The organism is Dactylosporangium sp. NPDC005572, from assembly GCF_040605515.1.
Classification (GTDB): domain Bacteria; phylum Actinomycetota; class Actinomycetes; order Mycobacteriales; family Micromonosporaceae; genus Dactylosporangium.
In genome coordinates this window covers 1-20772 of the sequence record NZ_JBEXCY010000129.1, presented here as the reverse complement: position 1 = coordinate 20772, position 20772 = coordinate 1, and the positions used below count along the sequence as shown (strand labels likewise).

General features: G+C 72.0%; 15 protein-coding genes and 1 pseudogene. 6 read left to right on the top strand and 10 right to left on the bottom strand.

What is annotated here, in order from left to right:
- Nucleotides 1–282 precede the first annotated feature (282 nt).
- Entirely contained in the window at nt 283–909 is a 627-nt protein-coding gene (locus ABZS66_RS40940; RefSeq protein WP_354767531.1) for a DUF6745 domain-containing protein, read from the top strand.
- 133 nt (nt 910–1042) lie between these two features.
- On the opposite strand, the gene ABZS66_RS40935 is transcribed toward ABZS66_RS40940, so the two are convergent.
- From ABZS66_RS40935 to pnuC, 7 genes are all read right to left on the bottom strand, one after another.
- Nucleotides 1043–1957, bottom strand: a complete 915-nt coding sequence (locus ABZS66_RS40935; protein WP_354767529.1) for an STM4011 family radical SAM protein — start codon at nt 1955–1957, stop codon at nt 1043–1045.
- Entirely contained in the window at nt 1954–3261 is a 1308-nt protein-coding gene (locus ABZS66_RS40930) for an STM4012 family radical SAM protein (RefSeq protein ID WP_354767527.1), read from the bottom strand. Before ABZS66_RS40930 ends, ABZS66_RS40935 begins: the two co-directional genes overlap by 4 nt.
- Entirely contained in the window at nt 3255–4049 is a 795-nt protein-coding gene (locus ABZS66_RS40925; protein WP_354767525.1) for an STM4013/SEN3800 family hydrolase, read from the bottom strand. Before ABZS66_RS40925 ends, ABZS66_RS40930 begins: the two co-directional genes overlap by 7 nt.
- On the bottom strand, nt 4046–5071 hold the full coding sequence (locus tag ABZS66_RS40920; protein WP_354767523.1) for an STM4014 family protein: 1026 nt from the start codon (nt 5069–5071) through the stop codon (nt 4046–4048). The genes ABZS66_RS40925 and ABZS66_RS40920 overlap by 4 nt, the downstream gene beginning before the upstream one ends.
- Entirely contained in the window at nt 5071–6009 is a 939-nt protein-coding gene (locus ABZS66_RS40915) for an STM4015 family protein (protein ID WP_354767521.1), read from the bottom strand. Before ABZS66_RS40915 ends, ABZS66_RS40920 begins: the two co-directional genes overlap by 1 nt.
- A gap of 37 nt (nt 6010–6046) precedes the next feature.
- Nucleotides 6047–6505 carry an AAA family ATPase gene (locus tag ABZS66_RS40910; RefSeq protein WP_354767519.1) on the bottom strand — a complete coding sequence of 153 codons (459 nt, stop codon included), beginning with the start codon at nt 6503–6505 and terminating at the stop codon, nt 6047–6049.
- 612 nt (nt 6506–7117) lie between these two features.
- Nucleotides 7118–7726 (bottom strand): nicotinamide riboside transporter PnuC, encoded by a 609-nt coding sequence (pnuC, locus tag ABZS66_RS40905; RefSeq protein WP_354767517.1) that lies wholly within the window; start codon nt 7724–7726, stop codon nt 7118–7120.
- Nucleotides 7727–7747: 21 nt separating this feature from the next.
- On the opposite strand from pnuC, the gene ABZS66_RS40900 reads away from it, so the two are divergent.
- Entirely contained in the window at nt 7748–8041 is a 294-nt protein-coding gene (locus ABZS66_RS40900; RefSeq protein WP_238014995.1) for an antibiotic biosynthesis monooxygenase family protein, read from the top strand.
- A gap of 4 nt (nt 8042–8045) precedes the next feature.
- Here ABZS66_RS40900 and ABZS66_RS40895 read toward each other — a convergent pair whose 3' ends face one another.
- Nucleotides 8046–8927: a hypothetical protein gene (locus ABZS66_RS40895; protein ID WP_354767515.1), complete on the bottom strand. Its 882-nt coding sequence runs from the start codon at nt 8925–8927 to the stop codon at nt 8046–8048.
- 476 nt (nt 8928–9403) lie between these two features.
- Between ABZS66_RS40895 and coaE the strand changes: the two are divergent.
- Nucleotides 9404–9988: pseudogene (gene coaE / locus ABZS66_RS40890) on the top strand (dephospho-CoA kinase); the annotation flags it as partial.
- Between the two features lie 266 nt (nt 9989–10254).
- Nucleotides 10255–12411 (top strand): excinuclease ABC subunit UvrB, encoded by a 2157-nt coding sequence (gene uvrB, locus ABZS66_RS40885; RefSeq protein WP_354767513.1) that lies wholly within the window; start codon nt 10255–10257, stop codon nt 12409–12411.
- An 862-nt stretch (nt 12412–13273) separates the two neighbouring features.
- Here uvrB and rpsA read toward each other — a convergent pair.
- Nucleotides 13274–14860 (bottom strand): 30S ribosomal protein S1, encoded by a 1587-nt coding sequence (rpsA, locus tag ABZS66_RS40880; RefSeq protein ID WP_354767511.1) that lies wholly within the window; start codon nt 14858–14860, stop codon nt 13274–13276.
- Nucleotides 14861–15046: 186 nt separating this feature from the next.
- Here rpsA and ABZS66_RS40875 point away from each other — a divergent pair, with 186 nt between their 5' ends.
- Entirely contained in the window at nt 15047–15859 is an 813-nt protein-coding gene (locus tag ABZS66_RS40875; RefSeq protein WP_354767509.1) for a class I SAM-dependent methyltransferase, read from the top strand.
- Between the two features lie 392 nt (nt 15860–16251).
- On the opposite strand, the gene polA is transcribed toward ABZS66_RS40875, so the two are convergent.
- Nucleotides 16252–18942 (bottom strand): DNA polymerase I, encoded by a 2691-nt coding sequence (gene polA, locus ABZS66_RS40870; RefSeq protein ID WP_354767507.1) that lies wholly within the window; start codon nt 18940–18942, stop codon nt 16252–16254.
- A 299-nt stretch (nt 18943–19241) separates the two neighbouring features.
- Between polA and ABZS66_RS40865 the strand changes: the two genes are divergently transcribed.
- Complete coding sequence (locus ABZS66_RS40865) at nt 19242–20501, top strand: ABC transporter substrate-binding protein (protein WP_354767505.1); 1260 nt, start codon at nt 19242–19244, stop codon at nt 20499–20501.
- Nucleotides 20502–20772 lie beyond the last annotated feature (271 nt).

Genomic DNA, 20772 nt, shown 5'->3' with positions numbered 1-20772 from the left:
GGGGGCTCCGGCTCCGGGGGCTCCGGCTCCGGGGGCTCCGGCTCCGGGGGCTCCGGCTCCGGGGGCTCCGCTTCTGGCGGGACCGCTTCCGTGACGCCGGTCGGCCTTAGCGGGGGCGGACCCGCCGGGTCCGCTCCGGCGGGGCGGGTCGGGGACGGGCCCGCCGGGTGGTACGGCGCGGCCGTCACCGGAGTGCGGGCGACTCCGGCGCGGGCCGCCGCGCAGGCCGGGCAACCCGCGCAGGCCGGGCATGCCGAGCAACCCACGCAGACCGCCCAAACCGTGCGAGCCACTCAATCCTCACAGACCGCTCAAATCGCTCAGTCCGCGCAGGCGTTCGGCGGCGGGGCGGCGCTGCACGCGGTGCAGCGGCTGGCCGGGCTTGCCGGGGTGGCGCGGTCGGCCGGCTGGTGGTGGCCCTACGCGGACGTCGCCATCCTCAGCGAGCGGCCGGTCGAGCTGCACCGGGACAACGTGGGCCGGCTGCACGCGGCCGACACGCCCGCGGTGCGCTATCGCGACGGGTTCGGGCTGCACGCCTGGCGGGGCATGCCGATCCCGCCGGACCTCGTGCGCCGGCTGTCGCGGCTGACCCACCAGGAGATCGCGTCCGAGCGCAACGCCGAGCTGCGGCGCGTGATGGTGGAGCACTTCGGGTACGAGCGGTACGTGCGCGAGGCCGGCGCCCACCGCGTCAGCGAGGACGAGTGCGGGGTGCTGTGGCAGCTGCGCTTCGCCGACGACGAGCCGCTGACGATGGTCGAGGTCGTCAACAGCACGCCGGAGCCCGACGGGACCAGCCGGGTGTACTGGCTTCGGGTCCCGCCGGACACCCGCAGCGCACGGGCGGGGGTGGCGTGGACGTTCGGGCTGACGGAGGCGGAGTACCGGCCGCTGGTGCAGACCTGACCCCGATCGCGGTCCGACCCGGTCCCTCGGCGGCCGGGTGTCCCACGGGTGCCGCTCAGCGACCGGCTGCAGGCGATGTTCGCGGCCCGCATCGCTGGCCTGCCGGTCATGGCCCCGCCCGCGTTCCCGGGGGTCAGCGGTGTGGGATGCGTTCGAGGATGCCGGCGGCGAAGACGTCGTACAACGGCAGGGTCTCCAGGTGGACGTATCCGATGTGGCAGTCACAGGTGTCGTTGGGGCAGGGCTCGCTCGCGGCCGGGGCGGGTGGTGCGCCGATCGTCACCGGGACCTTGTGGCGGCTGGCCTCCCAGGTGCCGTCGTACAGGTTGCCCAGAGGCCGCTGGACGAAGTGGCAGCGGCGGACCGTGCCGTCGCCCAGCACCGAGATCGCCCCGGTGCCCGTGCGGCACGGGTGGCCGCGGGAGTCGTGGGGGCGGACGCTGTAGCCGAACAGCGGGTCGATCGCGGTCCAGGCCGCCTCCTCGGCCGGTGGGTACGCGTGGCCGTCGGCGGCGTTCACCCAGAGGTACACGTCGTCGGGGAGCTCCCTGCGCAGGGTCACGGCGGCGGCGTGGTGCTCGGGCAGGCCGACGATGCCGACCGAGTGGCGGATGCCGTGGGCGCGCAGCGTGGCGCAGGCGGCGAGGAAGCGGGGCAGCGGGACCTGGCCGGGGTGGTACGTGCACCACAGCGCCAGCGTTGCCGGGTCGGCGTCGGCGACCCAGCCGAGGCGGGCGGAGAGGTTGGTCTGGATGGCGGCCCGGGCGACGTGGGGCAGGTGGGAGAGCTCGACGAGCGCGTCGCGGTACCAGGACCGGGTCAGCCCCTCGCCCCAGGGCGTGAACAGCACTTCGACCGGCTCGGCCGGGTGGTCGCGGACCCAGCCCACGAACCGGCGGAGCGCGGCGCGGTCGGCCCGCAGCAGGTCGGGCGGGTCGTTGCGCTTGGCGAACGGGCAGTACGGGCAGTCGTAGTTGCAGCTCGCCAGCGGGCCGCGGTAGAGGATCCGCAGCGGGTCGGCCGCGGATGGGCGGTTGGCGGTGCTCATCGGGTCACGTGTCCGGCCATGGCCGCGCGGACGTCGGCGGAGACGAGCCACGGGCCGATCGCGTCGGAGTGGGCGAGGCCCTCGGCGGTGAGGCGGTGGCCGGCGAGGTACCCGGCGTCGCGCAGCGCGGCGAGGGACGGGAAGTCGTCGTCGACGTCGGTGCCGAACCGCGCGCGGTAGCCGGCCGGCTCGACGCCCTCGGTGCGCAGCAGGGTCTTGAGCAGCCAGCGGCGGCGCTGCTCGGTGGCGTCGAGGGCGAAGCCGACCTCGGCGACGTCGAAGTCGGCGGGCGGGCGGCGCAGGTAGTCGTCGAGGATGCCGCGGACCTGGCGCACGCCGACGGCGTAGTCGAAGGAATAGTGCAGGCCCGCGGTGTACGAGCGGGCGCCGCAGCCCAGGCCGACCATGCCGTCGTCCTGGCAGCAGTAGTCGGGGGCGTCGGCGGCCGGCGCGTCCGCGCGGCGGAACGCGCGCATGGACAGCTGCCGGTAGCCGGCGTCGGCCAGCAGGTCGGTGGCGTGGCGGTACAGGAGCATCCGCTGCGCGTCCCAGTCGGGGTCGGCGCCGGGGTCGCGGCGCCCGAGGCCGGTCAGCGGGCGGACGTACAGCGGGTAGAGGTACAACTCCTCGGGACGCCAGGTGAGCGCGGTGCGCAGCGACTCGGTCCAGGTCGCGACGGTCTGGCCGGGGATGCCGTAGATGAGGTCGATGTTGAGGTCGGCCGGTCCGGCGGCGCGGATCGTGTCGAGGGCGCGGTCGACCTCGTCGCGGCGCTGCGGGCGGCCGGCGGCGCGCGCCTCGGCGTCGCGGAAGCTCTGCACGCCGATGCTGATCCGGGTGGCGCCGCGCTCCAGCAGCACGGCGAGCCGGTCGGCGGTGGCGGTCGCCGGTGACGTCTCGACGGACAGCGGCGCGGCGCGCAGGTCGGCGCCGGTGGTGCGCTCGATCAGGTCGAAGAGCCGGGTGAGCTCATGGGCGTCGAGATACGTCGGGGTGCCGCCACCGATCGCCGCCCGCGCGAAGCGGGGCTCGCCGGGCAGGGCGGCCGCGACCCGGCCGGCCTGGCGCTCCAGCTGGTCGAGGTAGGCGGCGACCTGGTCCTCGCCGGCGCCGGTGCGGGTGAAGAGGTTGCAGAAGCCGCAGCGCATCTCGCAGTACGGAATATGGACGTAGAGGAACAGCGCGCCGGCGGGTTCGCCGGCCCAGACGTCGGCGAGCCGAGGGCGGGGGCGCAGCGGGCGGTAGGCGGTCTTGTGCGGATAGGCGTAGAGATAGCCCTGGTACGGCGGGCCGAGGGCTACCATGCGCCGGCCGCCAGCGTGAACTCCGCATACGGCACGGTCCAGACGACCTCGTGGCCGACGCGGTGGCCGGTGTGCCCGTCCTCGCCGTAGGCGGTGCCGTGGTCGCTGCACATGATGACCCGGCAGGGCCGCCCGCGGGACGTGACGAGCGTGAAGAGGGCCGGCAGGTGCCGGTCGACGTACTCCAGCGCGGCCGCGTGCGACTCGATACTGTCGTCGCCGGCGCCGGGCAGGTAGTGCCGGTTGGGCTGGTGCAGCGCGGCGACGTTGACGAACGTGAACAGCGGCCCGTCGGCCGGCAGCGCGGTCTTGAGCCGGTCGAGCTGGGCCTCGAAGCAGCCGGGGTTGGTGACGCCGAACTCGCGGGTCCAGTGCGCCTCGTCGAACAGCCCGGGCAGGACGCCGCCCTGCGGGGACGTCATCGCGAAGAAGCCGACACCGCCGACGCAGATCGTGTGATAGCCGGCGGCGCGCAGGCCGGTGACCACGTCGGGCGCGTCGAACTCCCAGGTGTCGTCGCCGACGGTGGTGCTGCCCGGGAACCGCGCGGCGAACGGCCGGGTGTGCGGGCCGGGCGTCACCGGCGTCGGCAGGAAGCCGGCGAAGAACGCGTGGTGCGCGGCGTAGGTGAACGAGGCCGGGGTGTGCCGCCGCTCCCACCGGCCGCCGGGGAGGACCGCCCGCAGGTTGGGTGTGCGGCCGGCGGCGAGCAGGTCGGCGGCGACGTCGAAGCGCAGCGTGTCGAGGGTGACGAACAGCAGGTCGTGGCTGCCGAGGAGGGACCTCATGCCGGCACCCCCGCGAGTGCCGCGATCTCGGCCGCATACGTGTCGCGGCCGTCGGCGAGGACCCCGGGCAGCAGGTCGCCGAACGCGTTGACCTCGGCGAGGGCGTGCCGGGCGTAGCCGGGGGCGAACATCAGGTCGACGCCCACGTGGAGGCTGCTCGGGAAGCACGCCGCGGCCCGCTCGCAGGTGCGCATGGCGGAAGCCCAGTGCTCCTCCCCCGCCGCGGCGCGGACCGCGGTCAGGTCGCCGCGGACGTTGCCGAGGTGAAGGTTGGTCATCGGCGAGCGGCTGGTGCGCACCACGACGTGGCTCGCCCGGCCGGCGATGACGACGACGCGCAGGTCGAACACGCGCCCGTCGAGGGCGGCCTTCGGGAACCAGCGCTCGACGTGCAGGCCGTCGGCGCCGAGCCGGTCGACGATCGCCGCGACGAGGCGCTCGTCGGTGTAGTGCCGGACGCGCAGCGCGTTGTAGAGCCGGTCGTGGTCGAGGACGGCGGACGTGTAGGCGCTGACGCGGTGGCCGTTGAACGCGAGCGCGACGACGCCGGAGGCGGAGCTGCCGTGGGCCGGTTTGACGAAGACCCGCGGCCAGCCGTGGGCGCGCACCGGCGCATACGCCTCGGCCGGGAACGCCTCCGGCACCGGGACGCCGTGCGCGGCGAGCCGCGCGTGGCACCGGCGCTTGTCAAAGAGGACGGCGAGGTCGTCGACGGCGGTGAGCAGCGGTGCGCCCTGGGCCTCGACGCGGCGGGCGGCCGCGACCAGCCCGCGGTGCCAGGCCTGGAGGCCGACGATCTCGCCGTGCCCGGCCGGCGTGGGCGCGCCGCGCAGCAGGCGGTCGACCTCCGCGTCCTCGCCGGGCGACTCCAGCCGCACGAGGGTGGAGCGGTCGATCGCGAACTCGCCCGCGATCACCTCGCGCCAGTCGACGACCGCCGGCTCGGGCAGCCCCGCGGCGAGCGCGGCGTCGCGGAACAGCCGCACCCGGCGGTGCCCGCGGATCCCGACGACGGTGAACATCACTCGGCCACCGAGACGTAGCGGTCGGTGGGGTCGTCGGCCTCCTGCTCGTCGGAGAGGTCGACGTCGACGCCGGGCAGTTCGGCGGCGAGCCGCTCGCCGAGGTCGGCGGAGATGAAGTGGTGGCTGAGGTCGAGCCGTCTCAGGTGGGTCAGCGGCTGGCCGAGCAGCAGCGCCTCGGCGCCGCGGTCGGAGAGGATGCCCAGCGACAGGTCGAGCTCCTCGAGCCGGGCCACGACCGGCGCCGCGGAGAGCGCCTCGGCGACGAGGTCGGCGATCTCGGCGTTGCGCAGGGCGAGGCGGCGCAGCGCGGGCAGCTCGGCGCCGCCGAGGATCGGCGTGAGGTCGTCGATGCCGACGTCTCCCCCGTACTCCCGCACGCCGAGCCACAGCTCCAGGTTGGTGAGGGCGGGGAACGACGAGTCGGCGATGCCGCGGACCACCTCGGCGGGCAGGCCACCGCTCTCGATGCCGAGCTCCTTGAGCCGCCGGTGCCGGACCGGGGCCAGCCGCAGCCCGTCGGCGCCGCGGATCCACAGCACCTCCAGGCTCGGGAAGGCGCCGAGCAGCGGGGCGATCTCGCCGTGGTTGATCCAGGAGATCTCGCACTCCTCGTAGGTCATCTCGCCGACGAAGAGGGCCTTGAGGTTCGGCAGGCGGTCGCGCACGGCGATGAGCCGGTCGAGCGGCGGCGCCGTGTCGTAGGCACTGCCCCACTGGCCGATCACCAGGGCGTGCACGTGCTCGCCGCCGACGACGTCGAGGAGCCGGTCGAGGGTGGAGGTGAAGACCTCGACGCTGTCCTCGTAGTCGGTTTCGATCCGCCAGGCGACCGCGCCGCGGGGTGTGCCGGCCGCGTCCAGCCGGTCGACCACGCCGGGCTGGAACTCGGTCACCGGCAGGCCCGCGAACGACGTGATGTGCTGGCTGATCGTCATGGGCCGGACCCTAGCAGGGCCCACCGACAATTCCGGCTCAGCGCCGCGGGAGCAGTGGCGTGGCCAGGTTCCAGCCCTTGGCGAGCAGCGCGTCGCAGGCCTGGAGGGCGGTTTCGAGGCGGGCGCGGTACGGGCCGGTGAGCTCGACCCAGGGCACGTCGCGGGCGGCGAGCTCGGCCCGGAACCGCCCGGTCATCCAGCCGCGCAGGTGTTCCCCGTCGCGCATGCCGTCGTCCTCGAACGGGACGCCCTCGTCGCTCGTCAACAGGTAGAGGGCGGGTCGTCGCGCCGCATCACGAACCGCCGGTGAGGTGCTGCCGAGGTACCGCTCCTCCCAGATCGCCGTGGCAAAACTGTCGGTGTCCCCGACCAGAATGGGTCCACCGGTCCGGGCGGCGGCGTCCTCGGCGGCGTTCTGCTCGCGCACGACGGTGACGAAGTCGTCGCGCGTCCATACGAGGTCCTCCACGCCCTGACCGGGTGCCAGTCCGGCCATCTTGAGGGAGGTCAGCGTGCGGCCGTATTCGGGGACCCAGGCGGTGGTGGCGAAGGCGCCGCGGCGCAGGCGCAGCTGCGCGGCGCAGGCGCAGCTGCGCGGCGAGCGCCCGGGCCAGGGTGGTGGTGCCGGTCGACTCGGCGCCGACGACGATGACGCGCCTGGTGAACCAGGCGCGCACGGGCGGGGCGAGCCGGTCCCAGTGGGCGACCGGGTCGCCGCGGACGGCGGTGCCCGACACCGGCACCGCGGCGCGGCCGGGGTCGACGGGGACGTGCCTGGCGCCGAAGCGCCGGGCGAGCTCCTCGCCGTACGGTTCGGAGGAGAAGACGAGGTCGACGGCGCGGGGGCCGACCGCCGCGCGGAAGAGGGCGCAGTGGGCCTCCCACGCGGCCGGGTCGCCGTAGTCGATCGGCAGGTCGTCGTAGACACCGACGAAGCGCACGTGCGGGCTGGCGACGTGGACCTCGCGCAGCCACTCGAGGCGGTCGGCGAGCGGAATCGACTCCACTGTGGACGGTGCGACGACGACGGTCACGTCGGTGCAGGCGCGGGCGGCGGTCTCGACGAGGTGATGGTGGCCGGCGTGCGGCGGGTAGAACTTGCCGATGATCAGGCCGTGCGCCATGCCGTCCTCCACGCGGCGCGCCACTCGCGCAGGCCGAGCACGCACAGACCCAGGAACGCGACGTAGAGGACCGCGGTCAGCCACAGGTCCTTGTAGCCGTAGAGGGGGACGTAGACGAGGTCGACGGCGATCCAGAGGTACCAGCTCTCGACCAGGCGCAGCGTCTGGCCGTAGGTGGCCAGCAGCGACACGGCCGTCGTGACCGCGTCCGGCCCGGGCACCGTGGAGGAGGTGAAGCGGTCGAGGTACCACCACAGCAGCACGCTCAGCAGGACACCGGCGACGGCGAGGGCCCACCACTCGGTGCGGGTCGTGGCGCGCACCGTCCGCGTCCGGCCGAGCGTCCACTGCCACCAGCCGTAGCAGCCCAGCACGACGTAGACCACCTGGAGCCACGCGTCGCCGTAGAGGCCGACGTGCCAGAACGCGACCATGAGGAGCAGGACGTTGGCGATGCCGAGGGGCCAGTTCGCGATGTGCTGGCGGACCACGAGGAAGACGGTGACCAGCCCGGTGAGGAAGCCCAGCAGCTCGGCCCACGTCGTCGGAGCGCCGAAGGCGTGGAACGCGGGAGAGGTGAGCCAGTCGAGCACGGTGTCCTTTACCCTTGCCGGATGGTGTTGGAAGTTGCGCTCATTGACGTGCTCGAAGGCCGCGAGGACGAGTTCGCCGCCGCATACCGCAAGGGCCACGAGATCCTCTCGACCACGCCCGGCTGCCGCTCGGTGCGGATGACCCGGGGCATCGAGTCGGCGAGCCGGTTCGTGCTGCTGGTCGAGTGGGACTCGGTCGACGCGCACCTCGACAACTTCCGCGCCACCGACCGCTTCACGCAGTGGCGGGCGCTCATCGGCCCGTTCTTCGACGGCGCGCCGCGCGTCGAGCACTTCACCGACGTGACGCCCTGAGCGGTCAGTCCCCCGTCTTCTTGTAGACGGTGAAGTCGAGATACGTGGTGTAGAGCGCGCCGCTGACGATGACGTCGCCGCCGCGCGGGGTGAACCAGCCGTACCGCCCCTCGGTGGTCTGCACGCACACCCGCGCGCCGGGCACCAGCGCGGCGAGCAGCACCTGCTTGGACCACTGCACGGTCGTGCCCGAGCAGCCGGCGAGCGTCGGCGGCTCGGGTGCGGTCCACACCCCGAGCATCGCGCCGGCGCCGGCGTTGAGCCCGACGGCGGCCGCGGTGACGTCGGCGCCGGTGGGCGTCGCGGTGCCGGTGTCGAGGTCGAACGTCTCGCCGGGCTGGCCGAGCAGGGCGCTGAGCCGCACGGTGCCGACGCGCAGCACGTCGGTCGCGCCCGCCGGGATCGGGCTCTCGACCACGATCGCCCCGGGCGGGGCGAGCGAGCCGCTGGGTGTCGGCAGCGCGGAGCCGCCGGCGCTCGGGTTCGTGCTGCCGGAGGCGCTGCCGCTCGGCGAGGCGTCGGCGGACGGGTCGGTCGCGGCGGCCGTCGGGTCGTCGGGCGTCGGCGTGGTGACCGCGGCCGGCGTGCCGGAGCGGGACGAGGACGTGTCGCGGGTCGCCAGCACCCCACCGGCGATCGCGATGGCCAGCACGACCACGCCGACGATGACCAGCGTGATGATCCGGCCGCGGCGGGGCCGCTCCTCCGGCTCGGCGGGCGCCGCCTCGTGCGGCCCGGCGGCCCGTGGGAGGCGCTCCGCCTGGGGCGCGGCGGGCTGCCGGGGCACGATCGCGTACGCCGACGTCGGCCAGCCCGTGCCGCCGTCGAGCGGCGAGTCGGACATCCAGCCGCGCCGGCTGCGGGCCGGCGGTGGCGACCCGTTCACCTGGTCATGGCTGTGTTCCGTCGGTGGATCCTGCCGTGGGGGGTGTCCCGGCTCCATGCGGCGCGTCCCTCTGTTCCCTGGCGTTGGTGCGGTTGCCCGCGCAGAGTATCGCTGACCACAAGGGGGCCGCACCACGGCGGAAGGCCAGTACGCACGGTCACGCGGTGGTGTTTGTCGGCTATCTGGCCAGCGTCTGGGCCATGGTGGAGGCCCGGACGCGGTGGACCAGCCGCGGACTGCCGGCCGCGCCGGCGGCGCGGAGGCTCATCGCCTCGCCGGTCCACTGCCACCGGGTGCGGTATCCACCTGCACCGACGCCGGTTCCCTGCGCTCCAGACCTGGGCTGTGTCGCCCGACTGTTATGAACGCCCCTTGCTCGCAGGGGGAACATATCTTGACAATTCGCCGAAAGGGTGCAGACCACGCGGGGACGACCCCGCAGTACAGCTGGATTCACCTTCCGGTGTGATGGCTGCATGAAGATGGTGGGGCTGACCGGCGGCATCGGCGCCGGCAAGAGTGCCGTGGCGGCCCGGCTGGCCGCCCTGGGCGCCGTGATCGTCGACGCCGACCGGCTGGCCCGTGAGGTGGTCGCGCCGGGCACGCCGGGCCTGGCGCAGGTCGCGGAGGCGTTCGGCGACGGGGTGCTGGCCGCGGACGGGTCGCTCGACCGGGCGGCGCTGGCCCGGATCGTGTTCGCCGACGACGTGGCGCGGCTGCGGCTGGAGGCCATCACGCACCCGCTCGTGCGGGCCCGCAGCGCCGAGATGGTCGCCGCGGCGCCGCCGGACGCGGTCGTGGTCAACGACGTGCCGCTGCTGGTCGAGAAGGGCATGGCGGGCCTCTACGAGCTCGTCGTGATCGTCTTCGCCTCGCTGGAGACTCGGCTGGACCGGCTCGTGCGGCTGCGCGGGATGGCCGAGGAGGACGCCCGCGCCCGCATCGCCAAGCAGGCCACGGACGAGCAGCGGCGGGCGGTGGCCGACATCGAGATCCACAACGACGGCACCGAGGAGGACCTCGACCGGGCGGTCGCGGACGCCTGGCCGCGGATCGCCGGGGCTTAGGGCGCTCGCGGCGGCCGGTCGCGCGATTCGCGCGATCCATCACCGATGCGCTCGCCGGTCGTGACGGACCGGGGCTGCAACCGGGCGCCGGGAGGGCCGACCGTGTGGTGGCCGGCCTGCTCTCCGGTCGGCCGCCGCGAGCGGCCTACGCGTCTACGGTAGTCCGGTGACCTTCCCCACACAATCGCCAGGTTGAATACGATCATGCACCCAGGGCAAGGACCCCGAAAGTTGTCATACCCCGCGCGTACGGTTGGGTCATGGCGCTCGACATCCCACGCTTGGACCGCCGCTTCGAGGTGGTCAGTGACTACCGGCCCTCCGGCGACCAGCCCGCGGCAATCGAGGAGCTCGCGCGTCGCGTGAGAGGCGGCAACCGGCACATCGTCCTGCTCGGCGCCACCGGCACCGGCAAGAGCGCGACGACCGCGTGGCTGGTGGAGCGGTTGCAACGCCCGACGCTGGTGCTCGCCCACAACAAGACCCTGGCCGCGCAGCTGGCCAAGGAGTTCCGCGACCTCATGCCGCACAACGCGGTCGAGTATTTCGTCAGCTACTACGACTACTACCAGCCCGAGGCCTACATCCCGCAGACCGACACCTACATCGAGAAGGACTCGTCGGTCAACGAGGAGGTCGAGCGCCTGCGGCACTCCGCGACGATGAGCCTGCTGACCCGCCGCGACGTCATCGTGGTGGCGACCGTGTCGGCGATCTACGGCCTGGGCACGCCCGAGGAGTATCTCGACCGGGCGGCCAAGGTCTCCGTCGGCGAGGAGATCGACCGGGACAAGCTGCTGCGCCGGCTGGTCGACATTCAGTACACGCGCAATGACCTCGCGTTCAACCGCGGCACGTTCCGGGTCCGCGGCGACACGCTGGAGATCATCCCGGCCTACGAGGAGCTGGCGATCCGCATCGAGTTCTTCGGCGACGAGATCGAGCGGCTGGCCTATCTGCATCCGCTGACGGGTGACGAGATCCGCCAGGCCGAATCGCTGATGATCTTCCCGGCGACGCACTACGCGGCCGGGCCGGAGCGGATGGAGCGGGCGATCCGCGAGATCGAGGTGGAGCTGGAGGAGCGGCTCGCCGAGCTCGACCGGGAGGGCAAGCTGCTGGAGGCGCAGCGGCTGCGGATGCGCACCACCTACGACATCGAGATGATGCGCCAGGTCGGGTTCTGCAACGGCATCGAGAACTACTCCCGCCACATCGACGGACGGGAGGCCGGCAGCCCGCCGCACTGCCTGCTCGACTACTTCCCCGACGACTTCCTCACCGTCATCGACGAGTCGCACGCGACGGTGCCGCAGATCGGCGGCATGTACGAGGGGGACGCCTCCCGCAAGCGCACGCTCGTCGAGCACGGGTTCCGGCTGCCGAGCGCCCAGGACAACCGGCCGCTGCGGTTCGACGAGTTCGAGGAGCGGGTGGGCCAGACGGTGTACCTGTCGGCGACGCCCGGGCCGTGGGAGCTGACCCAGACGCAGGGCGAGTTCGTGGAGCAGGTGATCCGCCCGACCGGCCTGATCGACCCGGAGGTCGTGCTCAAGCCGACCAAGGGGCAGATCGACGACCTCATGCACGAGATCAAGCTGCGCACCGAGCGCGACGAGCGGGTGCTGGTCACGACGCTGACCAAGAAGATGGCCGAGGACCTCACCGACTACCTGCTGGAGCACGGCATCCGGGTGCGCTACCTGCACTCGGAGGTCGACACGTTGCGGCGGGTGGAGCTGCTGCGGGAGCTGCGGCGGGGCGAGTTCGACGTGCTCGTCGGCATCAACCTGCTCCGCGAGGGCCTCGACCTGCCCGAGGTGAGCCTGGTGGCGATCCTCGACGCGGACAAGGAGGGCTTCCTGCGCTCGGGCACGAGCCTCATCCAGACCATCGGCCGCGCGGCGCGCAACGTGTCCGGGCAGGTGCACATGTATGCCGACAAGATGACCCCGTCGATGGCCCTGGCGATCGACGAGACGAACCGGCGGCGGGAGAAGCAGCGGGCCTACAACACGGCCAACGGCATCGACCCGCAGCCGCTGCGCAAGAAGCTGGGCGACATCCTCGACGACATCTACCGCGAGGCCGAGGACACCGCCGGCGCGGTCAACGGCCACGGCCCGGGCGGCGCCGTCACCGTCGGCGGCGGCCGGCAGATGAGCCGCGGCAAGTCGCCGGAGAACACCCGGGCCCGGCAGCGCGGCGGCGGCACCAAGGGCAGCGCGGGCGCCCCGGCGACCCCGGCGCGGGCGGGGATGGCGCGGGCCGAGCTGGCGTCGCTCATCCAGGACCTCAACGACCAGATGCTGGCGGCGGCCCGGGAGCTGCAGTTCGAGCTGGCCGCTCGGTTGCGGGACGAGGTTGCGGAGCTGAAGAAGGAGCTGCGGGCCATGGACGTTGCTGGGGTGAAGTAGGGGCGCTTGGGGCGGGGCCCTCCGCGTTCCGGCTCCCGAGCGGCCGCGCTCTCGCGCCTGCCGTCGCGTTGCACGCCGTCCGGGTCGTCGGCCGGCGGTCGGGGCGGTTGCGGTCCGTGCGGCCGCTGGCGCAGCGCTGCGGCAGCGTGACCCAGGGCCACGCCCGCCGCCGCAGCGGCACGATGACCGGCGGCGGCGCCAGGCTTGTGCCCGCCGGACCTCTCCGGCGGTGTGGACGGGAAACGACGCTCGGCCGATGGTGGCACCAGGCTCCGGCATGGCGCTTTCACCGAATGGACGTGGTCACCCCTGAGCGTGACTGAGGCGGCGTCCTGGCCTTCGTGCGGCCGCGCTCCGCGCCAGCCGTAGCCTCTGCGCCCCATCCGGATCGTCGGCCCGCGGTGGTCCTGGCGGTCTCCTCCGCCACGAGCACCGTCCCAGCCGGTGGTCCTGGCCGTCCCATAGGCCACGAGCACCGTCCTACCTGACCTCCAGACGGGCCCGCTCGGCTTCCGTCGAGCACGCCTGCCTCCGCGGCAATGACGTACGCCAGGTGGCACCCGCGAATCGGTCGCCCGCCATGATCACGGAAGTTTGTGGGCCGTATGCGGACGAAAACGTCCGCGATCATGCACCGCCACCCGCCCGTCCCGAAACCGGGTCGCAACCGACGCCGTGCGGCCGCCAGCGGCAGTGTGCCGAGCAGTACGAGCAGTATTGGTGGACCGGCCGCCGGCGCATGCCGGGAGCGAGTCCCGGACTGCGCTGATTCGTCCGGACCGATCGGCCCGAACGTACGGAAGAGCCCCGCGACCAGACCCGGTCGCGGGGCTCTCCCTCAAGCTCTCGGCTCAGTGAGCCGTCAGCTCTTGCCGCCGGCCAGCTTCTCGCGGAGCGCGGCCAGGGCCTCGTCCGTGGCCAGGGTGCCCGCCGGCTCCTCCGGGGCGCGCGCCGCCGTCGGGGTGGACGAGCTCACCGAGCCGCCACCCGCCGGGGCGGCCGCGGCCGGCTCGGCCGTGGCGTCGGCCTGGCGGGCCGACTGCACCTGCTTGGTGTGGGCCTCCCAGCGCTGCCGGGCCTCGGCGTACTGCTGCTCCCACGCCTCGCGCTGCTTCTCGAAGCCGGGCATCCACTCGGCGGTCTCCGGGTCGAAGCCCTCCGGGTAGATGTAGTTGCCCTGCTCGTCGTAGGTCGCCGACATGCCGTAGAGCGTCGGGTCGAAGTGCTCCTCGCCCTCGACGAAGCCCTCGTTGGCCTGCTTGAGCGACAGCGAGATCCGCCGGCGCTCCAGGTCGATGTCGATGACCTTGACCATGACGTCCGAGCCGACCTGCACGACCTGCTCCGGGATCTCCACGTGGCGCTCGGCCAGCTCGGAGATGTGCACCAGGCCCTCGATGCCGTCGTCGACACGGACGAACGCACCGAACGGGACGAGCTTGGTGACCTTACCGGGGACGATCTGCTGGATGGCGTGCGTGCGGGCGAACTGACGCCACGGGTCCTCCTGCGTCGCCTTCAGCGACAGGGAGACGCGCTCGCGGTCCAGGTCGACGTCGAGGACCTCGACCTCCACCTCCTGGCCGACCTCGACCACCTCGGACGGGTGGTCGATGTGCTTCCAGGACAGCTCGGAGACGTGGACCAGGCCGTCGACACCACCGAGGTCGACGAACGCACCGAAGTTGACGATCGACGAGACGACGCCCTTGCGGACCTGCCCCTTCTGCAGCTTGTGCAGGAACTCGGTGCGCACCTCGGACTGCGTCTGCTCGAGGTAGGCCCGGCGGGACAGCACCACGTTGTTGCGGTTCTTGTCCAGCTCGATGATCTTGGCCTCGAGCTCGCGCCCGACGTACGGCTGCAGGTCGCGGACCCGGCGCATCTCCACGAGCGACGCCGGGAGGAAGCCGCGCAGGCCGATGTCGAGGATGAGGCCGCCCTTGACGACCTCGATGACGGAGCCGCGAACGACGCCGTCGTCCTCCTTGATCTTCTCGATCGTGCCCCACGCCCGCTCGTACTGCGCGCGCTTCTTCGAGAGGATCAGGCGACCCTCCTTGTCCTCCTTCTGCAGGACGAGGGCCTCGATGTGGTCACCGACCGACACGACCTCAGCAGGGTCGACATCATGCTTGATCGACAGCTCGCGCGAGGGGATGACACCCTCGGTCTTGTAGCCGATGTCGAGCAGGACCTCGTCCCGATCGACCTTGACGACGGTGCCTTCGACGATGTCGCCGTCATTGAAGTACTTGATGGTCTCATCGATCGCGGCGAGGAACGCCTCCTCGGAACCGAGGTCGTCGATGGTGACCTTGTTGCTGCTGGCGCTCGAGGTGGCCTCGATGCTGCTCGTCATGTGGGCTGTTGCTCCGGTCGGTGGATTTGCCTGGTGGACCTGCGCGCTCCCGCGGACCCGTCGTCGGGCACAACCCGCCTGTCGCATTGCAGGATCAGTGCATTGGAAGCGCTCAGGATGTGTTCGGCGACCGTGAGCCTGCTCCATGCCGAGGCGCACAAACCCACGAGTGCACCGATCAGCCTACCCTGCGCAATACCACATGGTCCAACCCTCCCCCAGACCCGATCTGCCGACTTTTCCGAGCCCGTCCGGGGCCTACCGTTGCACTCCATGGAATCGTCACCTGACGCAGGCGTCACACGACGCGCCGTGAGTCCGTCCGAGAGCCGCCGCGCCAGCCGTGGCTGGTGGGACGCCGACGCCGACGCCTACCAGGCCGAACACGGAAGATTCCTCGGCGACGCCGACTTCGTGTGGTGCCCCGAGGGCCTGCGCGAGGCCGAGGCCCACCTCCTCGGCGACGTCGCCGGCAGGCGCATCCTGGAGATCGGCTGCGGCGCCGCGTCCTGCTCCCGCTGGCTGCGGACCCAGGACGCCGAGGCGTACGCGAGCGACCTCTCCGCCGGCATGCTCCGCCACGCCACCCAGGGCGCCACCCGATCGGGGATCACGGTCCCCCTCGTCCAGGCCGACGCGACCGCCCTGCCGTTCGCCGCCGAGACGTTCGACATCGTGTGCACGGCCTTCGGCGCCGTACCGTTCGTCGCCGACTCGGCCCGCGTGATGCGCGAGGCCCATCGCGTCCTGCGCCCCGGCGGCCGCTGGGCGTTCTCGATCACCCACCCGATGCGCTGGGTCTTCCTCGACGACCCGGGCGAGGGCGGCCTGGTCGCCGTCCACTCGTACTTCGACCGCCGCGCCTACGTCGAGGAGGACGGCCACCACGTCCCGACCTACGTCGAGCAGCACCGCACCCTCGGCGACCGCATCCGCGAACTCGTCGCCGCCGGCTTCGTCCTCGACGACCTGGTCGAGCCCGAGTGGCCCGACGGCCACACGGAGACCTGGGGCCAGTGGAGCCCCCTGCGCGGCCGCATCTTCCCCGGTACCGCGATCTTCGTGGCTACCAAGCCCAAGCCTTAGGACTCGGGTCCGCGCAAGGCACGACCATCGCTCCCGCCAGTCACCGCTCGTGCCGCCGGTGCATCCGCCCCGGCGGCACGGACGCTGCCATCGCCGTCGCCCCAAGAACCCACGGGCTACGCCCGCGCCCGACGCCCCCGGCGACCGGCGTCCGCGGTCACCGACAGTCCGCGGTGGCCGGCAAGTGGTGGCGCACTGCCCTGGCCTCTCACGGGCGGCCAGGGACCGCACCGCCACGAGGGCTCCTGCAGTCGGTCGAAGGCGACGCCGCAGCGGCCCCTGCAGCCGGGCGTGGGCGACGCCGCCCCGGCGCTCCTGCGGCAGGCCGGGGACGACGCCGCCGCGACTCCCGTGGTCGGTCGTTGGTGACGCAGCCGCAGGAGGCCGTGGGGTCAGTGGTCGGCGGCGTTCCAGTCGCGGCCCGCGCCCACGGAGACGCCGAGCGGGACGTCGAGCGGGTACGCGTCGCCCATCTGCTCGCGGACCAGCGCCTCGACCGGCTCGCGCTCGCCCGGGGCGACCTCGAACACCAGCTCGTCGTGGACCTGCAGGAGCATGCGGGAGCGTAAGCCGGCCTCGCGCAGGGCGCGGTCGGTGCGCAGCATGGCGACCTTGATGATGTCGGCGGCCGAGCCCTGGATCGGGGCGTTGAGGGCCATCCGCTCGGCCATCTCGCGGCGCTGGCGGTTGTCGCTGTTGAGGTCGGGCAGGTAGCGGCGGCGGCCGAGGACCGTCTCCGTGTACCCGTCGCGGCGGGCCTGGGCGACGATCTGGCGCAGGTAGTCGCGCACGCCACCGAACGTCGCGAAATACTCCTCCATGAGCACCGTCGCCTCGGCGGGGGTGATGCCGAGCTGGGTGCCCAGCCCGTACGACGACAGGCCGTACGCGAGGCCGTAGTTCATCGCCTTGATCTTGCGGCGCTGGTCGGGGACCACCTCGTCGACGGGGACGGAGAACACCGACGAGGCCGTCGCCGCGTGGAAGTCGAAGCCGGAGTTGAACGCCTCGATGAGCGCCTCGTCCTTCGACAGGTGCGCCATGATGCGCATCTCGATCTGGCTGTAGTCGGCGGTCAGCAGCGTCTCGTAGCCGTCGCCGACCACGAACGCCCGGCGGATCCGCCGGCCCTCCTCGGTGCGGATCGGGATGTTCTGGAGGTTGGGGTCGGTGCTCGACAGCCGGCCGGTGGCGGCGACCGTCTGGAAATACGTCGTGTGGATGCGCCCGTCGTCGCTGACCGACTTGAGCAGCCCGTCGACGGTCGTCTTGAGCTTCGCCACGTCCCGGTGCCGCAGCAGGTGCTCCAGCAGCGGGTGGCCGGTCTGCGCGAACAGGCTCTGCAGCGCGTCGGCGTCCGTCGTGTAGCCCGTCTTGATCTTCTTGGTCTTCGGCAGGCCGAGCTCGTTGAACAGGATCTCCTGCAGCTGCTTCGGCGAGCCCAGGTTGAACTCCCGGCCGATCACCGCATAGGCGCTCTGCGCGGCCGCCTTCACCTCGGCGGCGAACTTGGCTTCCAGCTCGCCGAGATACTCGGCGTCGGCGGCGATCCCGGTGCGCTCCATCTGCGCGAGGACCTCGACGAGCGGCAGCTCCACCTCGGCGAGGAGGCGGAACGACGCGTCGCCGTCGCGGCGCAGCTCCTCGGCGAGCGCCTCGGCGAGGTCGAGCGTGGCCCGGGCGCGGAGCATGAGGTTCTCCTCCGCCTCGCCCGTGTTGCCGCCCAGGCCCTCGAGCGTCAGCTGGCCACTGTCGGGGAGGTCGACGCGCAGCTCCCGCTTGAGGTAACGGAGCGCGAGGTCGTTCAGGTCGTACGACCGCTGGTCGGGCCGGGCCAGATACGCCTCCAGGGCGGTGTCGCTCGCGACCCCGCCGAGCTGCCAGCCGCGGGCCAGCAACGCCAGCAGGGCCGGCTTCACGTCGTGCAGCACCTTCGGCCGGTCGGCGGCGGCGAGCCAGGCGCCGACCGCGGCGTCGTCCTCCGCGTCGAGCTCGGCCGGGTCGAACCAGGCCGCCGGGCCGCCGGCGACCGCCAGCCCCATGCCGGTGAGCGTGCCGGTGCCGCGGCCGAACTTGCCGGCGACGGCCACGCCCACGCGGGTGCCGGCCGGTGCGTGCTCGGCCAGCCAGGCGCCCACACCGCCGTGCAGCACGGTGCCGGACAGCTCGAAGCCGGCTTCCGCCTCGGGCTCGACGGCCTCGAGGTACTGATACAGGCGGTCGCGCAGCACCCGGAACTCCAGCGAGTCGAAGACCTGGTGCACGGCCTCGCGGTCCCACCCGCGCCAGCGCAGCTCCTCCGGCCCGATGGGCAGCTCGAGGTCGTCGACGAGGCCGTTGAGCTCGTAGTTGCGCATGACGTCGGCGAGGTGGGCGCGCACGTTCTCGCCGGCCTTGCCCTTGATCTCGTCGACCCGCGCGATGATGCCGTCGAGCCCGCCGAACTGCACGATCCACTTGGCGGCGGTCTTGTCGCCGACGCCGGGGACGCCGGGCAGGTTGTCGCTGTCCTCGCCGACCAGGGCCGCCTTGGCCCGGTAGAGCGATGGCGGAATGCCGTAGCGCTCCTCGACCCGCGCCGGCGTCATGCGGTCCATCTCGGAGACGCCGCGCTTGAGGTACAACACCGTCACGTTGTCGTTGACGAGCTGGAACGCGTCGCGGTCACCCGTGATGATCGAGGTCGGCACGCCGAGCTCCGACGCCTGGCGGGCGAGCGTGGCGATCACGTCGTCGGCCTCGTAGCCGGGCTTCTCGATGAACGGGATGCGCAGCGCGTTGAGGACCTCCTTGATGAGGTCCACCTGGCCGGCGAACTCCGGGCGGCTGGACGAGCGGTTGGCCTTGTACTCCGCATACTTCTCCAGGCGGAACGTCTGCCGCGACACGTCGAAGGCGACCGCCACGTGGGTCGGCTGCTCGTCCTTCAGCATGTTGATCAACATGGACGTGAACCCGAAGACGGCGTTGGTCACCTGGCCCGTCGCGGTCGAGAAGTTCTCCGCGGGCAGGGCGAAGAACGCCCGGTAGGCGAGCGAGTGCCCGTCGAGCAGCAGCAGCCTGGAGTCAGTCGAACCCGTCACGCTTGGCAACCCTAGTCCGCGGGTACGACACTTTCGGCCCCAGGCCCGCCCGACGAGACACGGCTTTTGCCCGGATTGCCGCAAGCGCCGCCGATGTCCGGGACGCAACCCCCGATTGTGTCGACAAAGCGATTCGCGTTGCGGTTGCGAACAGGAAGATTACGACTGCGCAACTTCCTGAGGCGTGTCGGGCCGAAGGCCTAGTGCGGCGGGGTGAGTGTCATTAGGTTGTGCCTTCATCAGCGTCTTGGCATCTAGGCGCAACCACGCCTACCGCGCTGTTAAAAAGGAGACAGGTGATGATCCGCCCCAATCTCGGATGGCGCTCCGTCGCTGTGCTGAGCGCCGCTTGCCTGGCGCTCGCGGCGTGTGGCGACAGCGGCGATGAGCCCAGCGCGAACGCGACCACCGGCGGCGCTGCCGCGGCCGGCGACGGTGTTCTCAAGATCGGCACGATCCTGCCGCAGACCGGCTCGCTCGCGTTCCTCGGCCCTCCGGAGTTCGCCGGCGTCGACGTCGCGATCAAGGAGATCAACGACAACGGCGGCGCGGTCGGCAAGCCGGTCACGATCCAGCACATGGACTCCGGCGACACCTCCACGGACATCGCCACCCAGTCCGTCAACAAGCTGCTGACCGACAAGGTCGACGTCATCATCGGCGCCGCCTCGTCCTCCGTCTCGCTGTCCGTGATCGACAAGATCACCGGCGCGGGCGTGGTGCAGATCTCGCCGGCCAACACGTCGACGGCGTTCACCACGTACAACGACAAGGGCCTCTACTTCCGCACCGCCCCGCCGGACACGCTGCAGGGCCGCGTCCTCGGTGACCTCATCGTCCAGGACGGCAACGCCAAGGTCGGCATGCTCGTCCTCAACGACTCCTACGGCGTCGGCCTGGCCGAGAACGCCAAGAAGGAGATCGAGAGCGGCGGTGGCCAGGTCGTCAAGAGCATCACGTACGACCCGAAGGCCGCTGACTTCACCACCGAGGTCAACGACATCAAGGCCGCCAACCCGGACGCGATCGCGATCATCGGTTTCGACGAGACCAAGAAGATCGTCCCCAAGCTGGTCGAGGCCGGTCTCAAGACCAAGAAGTGGTACTTCGTCGACGGCAACATCGCCGACTACTCGAAGGACTTCCCCGCGGGCACGCTGACCGGCTACAAGGGCACCCAGCCGGGCGCCGAGACCAAGGCGGACTTCAAGACCCGCCTGCTCGCGGCCAACAAGGACCTGAAGGACTTCAACTACGCGGTTGAGTCGTACGACGCCACCATCCTCGCGGCCCTGGCCGCCGAGGAGGCCAAGAGCGACAACCCGGCGGAGATCGCCAAGCACCTCACCACCGTCTCGAAGGACGGCGAGAAGTGCACGACGTACAAGGCGTGCGTCGACCTGATCAAGGCCGGCAAGAACATCGACTACGACGGCCTGAGCGGCCCGATCTCCTTCAACGACGCCGGTGACCCGGCCGAGGCGACCATCGGTGTCTACACCTACGACGCCAGCAACAAGCTGCTCCCGGACGTCAAGTACCAGGCCGGCAAGATCTGAGCCTGAGGCTCTCGCGAGAGGCCCCCGCCCCGGTTCGCCGGGTCGGGGGCCTTTCCCTTTGGCCCGCGGCGGCCGCCCAGGTCGGGCGCTCCATGATCAAGGGAAACGTCTGGCTGCTATGACGACCAGAAGTTTCCCTTGATCATGGTCGGGGCGGGAGTCACGCTTCGGACGGCACGGTGAGGGCGCGCTCGCGGGAGTTCGACGCCGCCAACGCCTTCCGCGGCTGCATCGCCGGCGTCGACGAGGTCGGTCGGTCGACCGACCGAAA